The following is an 11,765-nucleotide window of genomic DNA, read 5'->3' as shown; positions in this document are numbered from 1 at the left end:
TGGGATGGGTGCGGGAGCGGGCCCGGCTACTTGATCATGTAGATCGTGGCGAAGAGGCCGATCCAGACGACATCGACGAAGTGCCAGTAGTAGGACACGACGATCGCGGCGGTCGCCTGCTCGTGGGTGAACCTCCTGGCCGCGTAGGTGCGCCCGAGGACCAGCAGGAAGGCGATGAGGCCGCCCGTCACATGCAGGCCGTGGAAGCCGGTGGTCAGGTAGAAGACCGACCCGTAGGGGTCGGAGGAGAGCGAGAGCCCGTCCTTCTTGACCAGCTCGGTGTACTCGTACACCTGACCGCCGATGAAGATCGCACCCATGATGAAGGTGACGATGAACCAGCCCCGGAGCTTCTTGACGTCACCGCGCTCGGCGGCGAACACGCCGAGCTGGCAGGTGAGGGAGGAGAGCACCAGGATCGTGGTGTTCGTCGCCGAGAACGGGAAGTTCAGGGCGTGCGCCATTTCCTTCCAGTGCTCGGGACCCGTCACCGATCGCAGGGTGAAGTACATCGCGAAGAGGGCCGCGAAGAACATCAGCTCGGAACTCAGCCAGATGATGGTTCCGACGCTGGTGAGGTTCGGCCGGTTGACCGACGGGTGCGCGTGCCCGGTTTCTACTGTCGTTGCTGTCGCCACGACCGACATTATGTCGGTCGCTTATCCCGCCCTCACTCCCGGGGGTGCCGTTCGGGGTGTCCGCACCCCGTGGACTGCCCGTATGGCCCATCGCGGCCGTGTTCCGACAGGTGTTGACAGGGTGTCCGGGGGAGTAGCATCCGCACCGTCGGTACCCGGAAGTTCCCGAGCAGTGCTGTGTCTTCTGAGGAGCGTGGAGGAACCATGCAGGCGACCGCGACGGTGCTGGTCTACAGCGATGACGCCAACACCCGCGAGCAGGTGCGGCTGGCCTCCGGCCGGCGGCCGGCGCCCGACGCGCCCCTGGTCGAGTTCGTGGAGTGCGCGACGCCGGCCGCCGTGCTGACGGAGCTGGACAGGGGCGGCATCGACGTCTGCGTCCTGGACGGCGAGGCCGTGCCCATGGGGGGCATGGGGATGTGCCGGCAGATCAAGGACGAGGTGTTCCGGTGCCCGCCGGTGCTGCTCCTCATCGCGCGGCCCCAGGACGCGTGGCTGGCGACCTGGTCCCGGGCCGACGCGGCGGTGACGCTGCCGGTGGAGCCGGTGGAGTTCGCGGGCGCGCTGGCCGCCCTGCTGCGGGACAGGCAGGCTCTGAGCGTCTGACCCGCCCGGGGAGCCGGGGACCGCGCGGAAGGGCTCCCCCGGTGGCTGCTCACGCGGCCGTCGGCCACAGCCTCGACGGGTCCTGCTCGGGCCGCTGCTGCCCGGTGGTCAGCGCGCTGCCCGTGCGCCATGCCGTCCAGTCGATGTTCCAGTCGCCGAAGCCGTTGCCGAAGGTCTCCATCGTGTGGCCGTAGCTGTTGACGACCTGGACGACGTCGCCCTCCCGGACGTTCTGGAAGAACCACGCCGCGTTCTGGGTGCTCATGCCGGTGCAGCCGTGGCTGACGTTGGCGTACCCCTGGGAGCCGACGGACCAGGGGGCGGCGTGGACGTACTCACCGCTCCAGGTCACCCGGGTGGCGTAGTAGACCGGCAGGTCGTAGGACTCCGAGGAGCCCTCGGCGATGCCGATGCTGGTGCCGCGCATCCGTACGAAGTACTCCTTGCCCAGGACGACCTTGACGCCGTTGCGGGTCTCGAAGCCGGGCTTGCCGGTGGTGACGGGTATCCGTTTGATCTCCTCACCGTTCTTGAAGACGGTCAGGGAGTGCGCCGAGGCGTCGGTGACGGCGATGACGCGGTCGCCGATGGTGAGGGCGACGTCCTTCGCCGGCCCGCCCCAGAGGCGGTCGCCGACCTTGATGCCGTCCAGGGTGCTGTGCATGCGGACCGCGGTGCGGGCCGGCCAGTAGTCCTTGGGCCGGTAGTGGAGCGACTTGTCGTCGACCCAGTGCCAGGCGCCCTCGACGGAGGGCTTGGAGTCGACCTTGAGGGAGCGCTCGACGACCGCGCGCTGGGCGGGGTCCTTGACGGGCCGGTTCAGTTCGGCCGTGAGCGGCTGGCCGACACCGTAGGTGCCCGCCTTGGGGCCGAACGTCACCGTCAGCAGCGTCTTGGTGGTGGGCTTGCCGGTGTCGACGGTGAGGACCCGGCGGCCGGGGGCGCCGTCCTTGTCCTCGGTGCTCACGCGGACCGTGTAGTGGGCGTTGGCGGCGAGCGGCTCGGTGCTGCGCCAGCGACTGCCGTCGGCGGAGAGTTCGCCGGCCACGTGGCGGCCCGTGGCGTCCACGGCGGTGACGTCCGTGATGCGGTCGTCGGAGTCCTCCGCGGTGATCTCCAGGGGCTTGTCCGGGTCGGCCTTCGCACCGTCGCCGCGCTGGCCGTTGAAGGAGATCCGGTCGGTGGCGTCGTAGGGGCGTGCGGAGAGGGGGTGGCCGTCCGAGCCGCAGGCGATCGCGCCCTCGGCCAGGGCGATCACCAGCAGGGTGCAGCCGACGACGGTGCGGGGGCGCAGGCGCGGCGGGGCCGCGGGGGTGAGCGCGCGCAGGCCCGAGGGGCGGGGTGCGGTCACCCCCTCGGCACCGGTTCGGGCGCCGCGGGAAGGCTCGGAGCGGTTCATGGCTTCACGCTAGGGAGCCCTGTCAACGGCGGCGCGCCGGGAGACACGGATGGACGACCGGTTTTGCGGCGAAAGCGTGAGCCCGGACCCTCCTGACGGAGTGTCCGGGCTCGTGCCGTGCTCGGTGCGTGCTACTGGGTGCGGTTCTCACCGCGGTAGTACTCGAAGACCCAGCCCCACAGGCCGATCATGACCAGCGGTGCGGAGAAGTACAGCAGCCACCAGCCGACCGCGACGGACAGGAAGGACAGGGCGCCGCCGATGGCCAGGGAGAGCGGCTGCCAGCTGTGCGGGCTGAAGAAGCCCAGCTCGCCGGCGTCGTCCGCGACGTCCGCCTCCTTGTTGTCCTGGGCACCGGTGTCGACCCGCCGGGCGGTGAAGCCCAGGTAGAAGCCGACCATGATGCACAGGCCGAAGGCCAGGAAGAGGGCCGTGGTACCGGCCGGCTCCTTCGACCACACGCCATAGACGACCGCCATGGCGAGGACGAAGACGCTCAGCCAGATGAACATCTTGCCCTGGATCTTCACTTGCCGGCCTCCTTGCTGCCCGCGATGGCACCGGCGCCGTGGCCGGCGTGCTCCAGCTGCTCGAGCGCGGCGATCTCCGGGTGGTGCAGGTCGAACGCCGGGGATTCGCTGCGGATCCGCGGCAGGGTGAGGAAGTTGTGCCGCGGCGGCGGGCAGGAGGTCGCCCACTCCAGGGAGCGGCCGTAGCCCCACGGGTCGTCGACGCCGACCGGCTTGCCGTACTTGGCCGTCTTCCACACGTTGTACATGAACGGCAGGATCGACAGGCCGAGCACGAACGAGCTGATCGTGGAGATCGTGTTCAGGGCGGTGAAGCCGTCGGCGGCCAGGTAGTCGGCGTACCGGCGGGGCATGCCCTCGGCGCCCAGCCAGTGCTGGACCAGGAAGGTGCCGTGGAAGCCGATGAACAGCGTCCAGAAGGTGACCTTGCCGAGGCGCTCGTCCAGCATCTTGCCGGTCCACTTCGGCCACCAGAAGTGGAAGCCGGAGAACATCGCGAAGACGACAGTGCCGAAGACGACGTAGTGGAAGTGCGCGACCACGAAGTACGAGTCGGAGACGTGGAAGTCCATCGGCGGCGAGGCCAGGATGACACCGGTCAGACCACCGAAGGTGAAGGTGATCAGGAAGCCGGTCGCCCAGAGCATCGGGGTCTCGAAACTCAGTGACCCCTTCCACATCGTGCCGATCCAGTTGAAGAACTTCACACCGGTCGGGACGGCGATGAGGAACGTCATGAAGGAGAAGAACGGCAGCAGCACACCGCCGGTGACGTACATGTGGTGGGCCCACACGGTCACGGAGAGGCCGGCGATCGCGATGGTCGCGGCGATCAGGCCGAAGTAGCCGAACATCGGCTTGCGGCTGAAGACCGGGATGACCTCGCTGATGATGCCGAAGAACGGCAGCGCGATGATGTACACCTCTGGGTGTCCGAAGAACCAGAAGAGGTGCTGCCACAGCAGCGAGCCGCCGTTGGCGGCGTCGAAGACGTGGGCGCCGAACTTGCGGTCCGCCTCCAGGGCGAACAGCGCGGCCGCGAGGACCGGGAAGGCCAGCAGGACCAGCACACCGGTCAGCAGCACGTTCCACACGAAGATCGGCATGCGGAACATGGTCATGCCGGGGGCGCGCATGCAGATGATCGTGGTGATGAAGTTGACCGAGCCGAGGATCGTGCCGAAGCCGGAGAAGGCCAGACCCATGATCCACATGTCGGCGCCGATGCCCGGGCTGCGGACCGCGTCCGACAGCGGGGAGTAGGCGAACCAGCCGAAGTCGGCCGCACCCTGCGGGGTGAGGAAGCCGGCCACCGCGATCAGCGAGCCGAACAGGTACAGCCAGTAGGCGAACATGTTCAGCCGCGGGAACGCCACGTCGGGCGCGCCGATCTGCAGCGGCATGATCCAGTTCGCGAATCCGGCGAACAGCGGAGTCGCGAACATCAGCAGCATGATCGTGCCGTGCATCGTGAACGCCTGGTTGAACTGCTCGTTCGAGACGATCTGCAGGCCCGGCCGGGCCAGCTCGGCGCGCATGAGGAGCGCCATCACGCCGCCGATGAGGAAGAACGCGAACGACGTGACGAGGTAGAGCGTGCCGATCGTCTTGTGGTCCGTGGTGGTCAGCCACTTGATGACGACCTCACCGCGGCGCTGGCGCCGGACCGGCAGCTCGTCCTCGTAGTGGGACCCGGCCGCCGCGGCACCCTGGGGTTCGTTGAGGATGCTCACAGGTTGTTCGTCTCCCGGTTCTTCTCATGGGCGGTCTGCTCGATGCCCGCGGGAACGTAACCGGTCTGCCCCTTCTTGGCGAGGTCCTTGAGGTGCTGCTCGTAGCGCTCGGGGGAGACGACCTTCACGTTGAACAGCATGCGCGAGTGGTCGACGCCGCAGAGCTCGGCGCACTTGCCCAGGAAGGTGCCCTCCTTGTTGGGGGTCACCTGGAAGGCATTGGTGTGGCCCGGGATGACGTCCTGCTTCATCAGGAACGGCACCACCCAGAAGGAGTGGATGACGTCACGCGAGGTGAGGACGAAGCGGACCGTCTTGCCCTCGGGGAGCCAGAGGGTCGGGCCGGGGTTGTTGGTCTGCGGGTTCCGCTCACCGGGGGTGCCGCAGGTGTAGACGCCGCCCGCGTTGTCCGGGAACTCGTCCTTGTAGCGGTCCGGGATCGCGTCCAGGTTCTCGTCGGTCTTCGCGTCCCCGCTGGAACCGTCGACGTCCTCGATGTAGTTGAAGCACCAGCTCCACTGGAAGCCGACCACGTTGACCGTGACGTCGGGCTTCTTCTCCAGGTCGAGGAGCTTGGACTCGTCGCGGGCCGTGAAGTAGAAGAGGACCGACACGATGATGATGGGGACCACCGTGTACAGCGCCTCGATCGGCATGTTGTACCGGGTCTGCGGAGGGACCTCCACCTTGGTGCGGCTGCGCCGGTGGAAGAAAGCACTCCACAGGATCAGGCCCCACACCAGCACGCCGACGGCGAGCGCGGCAGCCCAGGATCCCTGCCACAGGGAGAGGATCCGCGGAGCCTCTTCCGTGGTGGGGGTGGGCATACCAAGGCGGGGGAAGTCCTCCCATGTGCAACCGGTGGCGGTCGCCAGGACCAGGCCCGCGGTCATTGCCTGCAGCAGCTTCCGCCGCATCGGGCGCCGCGGCGAGCGGTCGGAGCCGTTGGGACTCACGTAGCGCCTTCCCGAGAGTCTCGCCCGCGCGGATCGGCTGCGGCCTTCTCGCTGGTCGGTCGCCGCCCTGCGTCGGGCAGGGGTTTGGATGTTTATGCGGACCAAACCCTAGCCGACGCCCTCCGGGGGTTCGCGGGGAGGGTGGCATACGCGCCGCGGGTCACCCCGAAGGGGTGGGAACGTGCCGGGTTCAGGCCTCATGAGGCGGGTGTCCGCGACGCGTTCGCGACTGCGGACGCGCGGGGGGCCGGTCGCGCGGTTCCCCGCTCTCGGCAGGGCGCTTAGCGTTGCCGTGTGCCCTACTTCGACGCGGCCTCCGCCGCTCCCCTTCATCCTGTGGCCCGGCAGGCGCTGTTGGCCTCGCTCGACGAGGGCTGGGCCGATCCGGCCCGGCTCTACCGCGAGGGGCGGCGGGCCCGGATGCTGCTCGACGCCGCCCGGGAGACCGCCGCCGACGCCGTCGGGTGCCGGGCCGACGAGCTGGTGTTCACGTCGTCCGGGACGCGGGCCGTGCACAGCGGGATCGCCGGGGCGCTGGCCGGCCGGCGGCGGACCGGACGCCACCTGATCGTGTCATCGGTCGAACACTCCTCGGTGCTCCATTCGGCGGAGGTGTTCGAGGCCGAGGGCGGGACGGTGACGCGGGTGCCGGTCCGGCGGACGGGCGCGGTGACGGTCGAGGCGTACGGGGACGCGCTGCGGGCGGACACCGCGCTGGCCTGTCTGCAGTCCGCCAACCACGAGGTGGGGACCGAGCAGCCGGTGGCGGCGGTGGCCGAGGTGTGCCGGGCGGCCGGGGTGCCGCTGCTGGTGGACGCCGCCCAGTCGCTGGGGTGGGGGCCGGTGGAGGGGCCCTGGTCGCTGCTGACGGCGAGTGCCCACAAGTGGGGCGGGCCGTCGGGGGTGGGGCTGCTGGTGGTGCGCAAGGGCGTGCGGTTCTCCGTCCGGGGCCCCGCGGACGAGCGGGAGTCGGGGCGGGCGGCCGGCTTCGAGAACCTTCCGGCGATCGTGGCGGCGGCGGCCTCGCTGCGGGCGGTGCGCGCGGAGGCGGCGGCCGAGGCGGCGCGGCTGCGGGAGCTGACGCGGCGGATCCGGGCGCGGGTGCCGGAGCTGGTGCCGGACGTGGAGGTGGTCGGGGATCCGGAGCGCCGGCTGCCCGGGACGGTCACCTTCTCGTGTCTCTATGTCGACGGGGAGACCCTGCTGCACGAGCTGGACCGGGCGGGCTTCTCCGTGTCGTCCGGGTCGTCCTGCACGAGCAGCACGCTGACGCCGAGTCATGTGCTGCGGGCGATGGGGGTGCTCAGCGAGGGCAATGTGCGGGTGTCGCTGCCGCCGGGGGCGGCGGAGGAGGACGTGGAGCGGTTCCTCGCGCTGCTGCCGGGCACGGTGGCGGGGGTGCGGGAGAAACTGGGGGCGCCGGTCCCGGTGGCGGACGTGCGGGACGACGTCCTCGTGGTGGACGCCCTCGGCAAGCGCTGCCCGATCCCCGTGATCGAGCTGGCGAAGGTCATCGGGGACGTGCCGGTGGGCGGCACGGTCCGGGTGCTGTCCGACGACGAGGCGGCCCGGCTCGACATCCCCGCGTGGTGCGCGATGCGGGAGCAGGAGTACGTGGGCGAGGCGCCGGCGGACCGCGGCTCGGCCTACCTGGTCCGCCGGCTCGTCTAGGGCGCTTCTGACGGATCTCCGTGGGAGAAGGAGCGGCGTTCGGTGCGTGCCCTCGGCGTGCGGTGTGCGGGGTCGTGTGGCGGAGCCACCTGGCCCTGCACACCGTGCGGTGAGGGTGCGTGCCGGGCGTCGCGACGCCGCGGAGATCCGTCAGCAGCGCCCTGGGGCCTGTCGTTCGGATCAGGTCGCGGGGACCCGACGGTGCCCGCCCTGAGTCAGCTGAGGTGCTTCTTCACCTCGGCGGCGGCCTCGTCGCCGTAGGCCTGGGCGAAGCGGTCCATGAAGTGGCCGCGGCGCAGCTGGTACTCCTGGGTGCCGACGGTCTCGATGACGAGGGTGGCGAGCATGCAGCCGATCTGGGCGGCCCGCTCCAGGGAGACGTCCCAGGCCAGGCCGGAGAGGAAGCCGGCCCGGAAGGCGTCGCCGACACCGGTCGGGTCGGACTTGCGTTCCTCCTGGGGGCAGCCGACCTCGATGGGGTCCTCGCCGGCCCGCTCGATGCGGACGCCGCGCGAGCCGAGGGTGGTGACGCGGTGGCCGACCCGGGAGAGGATCTCCTCGTCGCTCCAGCCGGTCTTGGACTCGATGAGGCCCTTCTCGTACTCGTTGGAGAAGAGGTAGGTCGCCCCGTCCATCAGGATGCGGATCTCCTCGCCGTCCATCCGGGCGATCTGCTGGGAGAAGTCGGCGGCGAAGGGGATGGCGCGGGAGCGGCACTCCTCCGTGTGGCGGAGCATCGCCTCGGGGTCGTCGGCGCCGATCGTGACCAGGTCGAGGCCGCCGACGCGGTCGGCGACGGTCTTCAGCTCGATGAGGCGGGCCTCGCTCATCGCTCCGGTGTAGAAGGAGCCGATCTGGTTGTGGTCGGCGTCCGTCGTGCAGACGAAGCGGGCGGTGTGCAGCGTCTCGGAGATGCGGACGGACTCGGTGTCCACGCCGTGCCGGTCCAGCCAGGCGCGGTACTCGTCGAAGTCGGCGCCCGCGGCGCCGACCAGGATGGGACGGGTGCCGAGCTGTCCCATGCCGAAGGCGATGTTCGCGGCGACCCCGCCACGCCGTACGTCCAGCTGGTCGACCAGGAAGGACAGCGAGACCGTGTGGAGCTGGTCCGCGACGAGCTGGTCGGCGAAGCGGCCCGGGAACGTCATGAGGTGGTCGGTCGCGATGGAGCCGGTGACTGCGATGCGCACGGCGGGGACTCTCCTGTGGGAGGGGGGATTGACAGTTCACGCTACCCGGAAGACGGACGCCACTGAAGCAGTCGAAACTACCCGATAGTAGATCTTTCTTCGCGCGGCCGGACCTGCCTACGGTGCCGCTATGACGAACCTGGACCACGCCCCCGCCCCCGCCCCGGCCGATCCCGACGGAGACCTCGCGTCGCTGCGGGGCGACTGCGCCCGGATGGCTCCGCACTGGGCGGCCCCCGAGCGGGAGCCCGCCCGTCCCGTGCCGCCGTCCCGGATCCACGGCGTGACCGTCCCGGCGGCCTCGGCCCGGATGCTGGAGGAGATGCCGGACTACGGCAACTGAGCGTCCGCCGCTCCGCCGGTCCCGTCCGCCCTCCCTGCCCGCTCTCCCGGCGGGGCGCCCGGCGTGGAACCGTGCGCTCCCCCGCCGCGTCCCATCGCTGTCCCCCGTCGGGGGGATGGGGGGTACGACAGCAGGGCGGCCGAAGGAGCGATGCGGTGAACACCGAGCGACCCGACGACGACACCGCGCGCGGACCCGAGGACCGGGGCGCGCGGGAGGAGACGCGGTCGGAGCAGACCCGGCCGGGGGATCTCGTACGGGAACAGACGCTTCGGGAGGAACCCGTAGGGGAGTCCCCCCGGGAGGCCGTGCGGGAGGAATCCCCTCCGGAGGAGCCCGTGCAGCAGGAGTCCCCCAGGGAGAAACCTCTACGGGAGCGGCCCGACGGTGATGCCGGCGGCGGGGCCGACCGTGGCGGGACCGACCGCGGCAGGGCCGACGGCAGCGGGGCGGACGGCGGCGGGGCGGACGGCGGCGGGGCCGACCGCAGCCAGGCCGACGACGGCAGGGCCGACCGCAGCCAGGCCGACGACGGCAGGGCCGACCGCAGCCAGGCCGACGACGGCAGGGCCGACGGCGGCGAGGCCGACGGCGGCGAGGCCGACGGCGGTCGGTTCGTCGGTGAGGTGACGGGCGACGGTTCGTCCGGTGGCCGTCGCCGCTCCCACCTGTTCGTCGCCTCCGTCGCCGCCGCCGTGCTGCTGGTGGGCGGTGGGGGCGCCTACCTCGCGGCCAGCACGACGGGCGGCGCGGGCGGCGGGTCCGGGGCGGGGGCGCCCTCGGGGGACGGCACTCCCCCGGTCCTCGTCCTCGACGACTACGCCGGCGGCGGCTCCGGCGGGGCCGTGAACGGCATCGCGCCCGGCGAGCCGAACCCCTACGGGGTCACCTACCGGGCCGAGGGCACCCTCCCTGACGGTCCCGGCTCGGCGGCCGTGTACTGGGCGCGGGGCGAGGTCACCGCCGACGAGGTGACGCGGCTGGCGGCGGCGCTGGGCGTCGACGGCACGCCGGTGAGCCAGGGGCAGGAGTGGCGGGTCGGCTCCGTGACGGACGGTTCGGGACCGGTGCTGCGGGTGAACCGGCAGGCGCCCGGCCCGTGGACGTTCAACCGCTACACGCCCGGCACCGACACCTGCGCAAGCGCCACCGGCTGCGACAAGGACAGCGCGGATCCGTCCGCCACCCCGGTGAGCGAGGCGGCCGCGAAGAAGGCGGCGGCGCCGGTCCTGAAGGCGCTCGGCCAGGACGACGCCAAGATCGACGCGAGCCAGGTCGTGGGCGCCCAGCGGGTGGTGAACGCCGACCCCGAGATCGGCGGCCTGCCCACCCACGGGTGGACGACCGGCGTCACCGTCAACGTCCGGGCGGAGGTCGTCGCCGGGGGCGGTCAGGTGAGGACGCCGGTGAAGGGGGACACGTACCCGGTGCTGAGCGCGCGGGAGACGCTGGACCGGATGAACGCGGCACCGGGGACGGACCCGCGGACGGGCATCGGCGGCTGCGCCGACCCGGTGCCCCTGGAAGAGGGTCCGGCGGACCCGTGCGGGACCTCGACGGCCGCCCCGCACCAGCAGTCGCCGACCGTCGCGGACGCGGTGTTCGGGCTCGCCCCGCACGCCTCGGGCGGACGCCAGGTGCTGGTGCCGTCGTGGCTGTTCGAGGTGCGGGACGCCGGGGGCGAGCACACGGTGACGCATCCCGCCGTGGAGCCGGAGTACCTGAGCGCGCCCCCGGCGTCGACCCCGCCGGCGGAGCCGTCCCCGGGCGGGAAGACCAGTGACGTGTCCGTCGACGGCTACACCGCGCAGGGCGACGAACTGACCGTGGCCTTCACGGGCGGGGTGTGCTCCGACTACGCGGCGACGGCGGTGGAGAGCGGGGACGAGGTGAGGGTCACGGTGACGGCCACGTCCTGGCCGGAGCAGGTCTGCATCGCGATCGCCCAGCTCCACCACCGGACCGTCGAGCTGGAGGAGCCGCTGGGCGGCAGGACCGTGGTCGGCTCGGACGGCGGGGAGATCCCGTTGGAGAAGCCCGGGGCGCGACTGCCGTAGGAGCCCCCGCGTCCGTGTGGACACGCCGAAGGCGGCGGCCCCGGGGAGGGGCCGCCGCCTTCACGCCGTCGGGACGGCTCAGCTGAAGGAGTCGCCGCAGGCGCAGGAGCCGGTCGCGTTCGGGTTGTCGATCGTGAAGCCCTGCTTCTCGATCGTGTCCACGAAGTCGATCGTGGCGCCGCCCAGGTAGGGGGCGCTCATGCGGTCGGTGACGACCTTGACTCCGCCGAAGTCCTTCACCACGTCGCCGTCGAGGGAACGCTCGTCGAAGAAGAGCTGGTAGCGCAGGCCGGAGCAGCCGCCGGGCTGGACGGCGACGCGCAGGGCGAGGTCGTCACGGCCTTCCTGGTCGAGCAGGGTCTTGACCTTCGACGCCGCGGCGTCGGTCAGGATGATGCCGTCGGTGACGGTGGTGGTCTCGTCCGATACGGACATCTACATCTCTCCCGGGTTGTACGGAGACTGCTTGCCGACGGTTGCAACCGACGGGGCCGCGGATTCATTCCGGGCCGGGCACGTGTCTTTTCGCCTGTTCCCTTCATGCTCGCACATGCGCCGTGCAGCGGACAGCGGCTCACGACGGCGCGCGGGGCGGGCCGGCAGGGCGCCATCGGGATTCACGTCACATCGACACGATGACCA

At 71.2% G+C, this 11,765-nt stretch carries 11 protein-coding genes; 4 read left to right on the top strand and 7 right to left on the bottom strand.

Features of this window, described 5'->3' with window-relative positions; all coding sequences use genetic code 11:
• Positions 1-26: 26 nt before the first annotated feature.
• Positions 27-647, bottom strand: a complete 621-nt coding sequence (locus ACFV9M_RS12030; protein WP_385072490.1) for a heme-copper oxidase subunit III — start codon at positions 645-647, stop codon at positions 27-29.
• Between the two features lie 195 nt (positions 648-842).
• Here ACFV9M_RS12030 and ACFV9M_RS12025 point away from each other — a divergent pair, with 195 nt between their 5' ends.
• Entirely contained in the window at positions 843-1,244 is a 402-nt protein-coding gene (locus ACFV9M_RS12025) for a hypothetical protein (RefSeq protein ID WP_385072492.1), read from the top strand.
• Between the two features lie 49 nt (positions 1,245-1,293).
• On the opposite strand, the gene ACFV9M_RS12020 is transcribed toward ACFV9M_RS12025, so the two are convergent.
• From ACFV9M_RS12020 to coxB, 4 genes are all read right to left on the bottom strand, one after another.
• Positions 1,294-2,643 (bottom strand): Ig-like domain-containing protein, encoded by a 1,350-nt coding sequence (locus ACFV9M_RS12020; RefSeq protein ID WP_385072495.1) that lies wholly within the window; start codon positions 2,641-2,643, stop codon positions 1,294-1,296.
• Between the two features lie 131 nt (positions 2,644-2,774).
• The gene (locus tag ACFV9M_RS12015; RefSeq protein WP_385072498.1) at positions 2,775-3,173 is read right to left on the bottom strand and encodes a cytochrome c oxidase subunit 4; all 399 of its coding nucleotides are present in this window, start codon (positions 3,171-3,173) and stop codon (positions 2,775-2,777) included.
• A complete protein-coding gene (gene ctaD, locus ACFV9M_RS12010; protein WP_385072501.1) occupies positions 3,170-4,906 on the bottom strand; it encodes a cytochrome c oxidase subunit I in 1,737 nt (578 codons plus the stop codon). Before ctaD ends, ACFV9M_RS12015 begins: the two co-directional genes overlap by 4 nt.
• Positions 4,903-5,862 (bottom strand): cytochrome c oxidase subunit II, encoded by a 960-nt coding sequence (gene coxB, locus ACFV9M_RS12005; protein WP_385072504.1) that lies wholly within the window; start codon positions 5,860-5,862, stop codon positions 4,903-4,905. The genes ctaD and coxB overlap by 4 nt, the downstream gene beginning before the upstream one ends.
• Positions 5,863-6,156: 294 nt before the next feature.
• Between coxB and ACFV9M_RS12000 the strand changes: the two genes are divergently transcribed.
• Entirely contained in the window at positions 6,157-7,533 is a 1,377-nt protein-coding gene (locus ACFV9M_RS12000) for a cysteine desulfurase/sulfurtransferase TusA family protein (RefSeq protein WP_385072507.1), read from the top strand.
• 215 nt (positions 7,534-7,748) lie between these two features.
• Here ACFV9M_RS12000 and ACFV9M_RS11995 read toward each other — a convergent pair whose 3' ends face one another.
• Entirely contained in the window at positions 7,749-8,723 is a 975-nt protein-coding gene (locus ACFV9M_RS11995; RefSeq protein WP_385072510.1) for a carbohydrate kinase family protein, read from the bottom strand.
• Between the two features lie 130 nt (positions 8,724-8,853).
• On the opposite strand from ACFV9M_RS11995, the gene ACFV9M_RS11990 reads away from it, so the two are divergent.
• Both ACFV9M_RS11990 and ACFV9M_RS11985 read left to right on the top strand, forming a co-directional pair.
• Positions 8,854-9,066, top strand: coding sequence for a hypothetical protein (locus ACFV9M_RS11990; RefSeq protein WP_385072511.1), 213 nt, complete (start codon positions 8,854-8,856; stop codon positions 9,064-9,066).
• 155 nt (positions 9,067-9,221) lie between these two features.
• Positions 9,222-11,123, top strand: a complete 1,902-nt coding sequence (locus ACFV9M_RS11985) for a hypothetical protein (protein ID WP_385072514.1) — start codon at positions 9,222-9,224, stop codon at positions 11,121-11,123.
• Between the two features lie 78 nt (positions 11,124-11,201).
• Here ACFV9M_RS11985 and erpA read toward each other — a convergent pair whose 3' ends face one another.
• Positions 11,202-11,558: an iron-sulfur cluster insertion protein ErpA gene (gene erpA / locus ACFV9M_RS11980; RefSeq protein WP_385072516.1), complete on the bottom strand. Its 357-nt coding sequence runs from the start codon at positions 11,556-11,558 to the stop codon at positions 11,202-11,204.
• Between the last annotated feature and the right edge of the window lie 207 nt (positions 11,559-11,765).

The sequence above is a fragment of the Streptomyces sp. NPDC059895 genome (assembly GCF_042731035.1).
In the GTDB taxonomy this organism is placed as follows: Bacteria; Actinomycetota; Actinomycetes; order Streptomycetales; family Streptomycetaceae; genus Streptomyces.
Note: the sequence above shows the minus strand (reverse complement) of the source record. Positions and strands in the feature narration are given on the sequence as shown.

Coding starts and splice junctions, on each gene's coding strand:
- ACFV9M_RS12030 (WP_385072490.1), bottom strand. CDS start 647: ATGTCGGTCGTGGCGACAGCAACGACAGTAGAAACCGGGCACGCGCAC.
- ACFV9M_RS12025 (WP_385072492.1), top strand. CDS start 843: ATGCAGGCGACCGCGACGGTGCTGGTCTACAGCGATGACGCCAACACC.
- ACFV9M_RS12020 (WP_385072495.1), bottom strand. CDS start 2,643: ATGAACCGCTCCGAGCCTTCCCGCGGCGCCCGAACCGGTGCCGAGGGG.
- ACFV9M_RS11990 (WP_385072511.1), top strand. CDS start 8,854: ATGACGAACCTGGACCACGCCCCCGCCCCCGCCCCGGCCGATCCCGAC.
- erpA (WP_385072516.1), bottom strand. CDS start 11,558: ATGTCCGTATCGGACGAGACCACCACCGTCACCGACGGCATCATCCTG.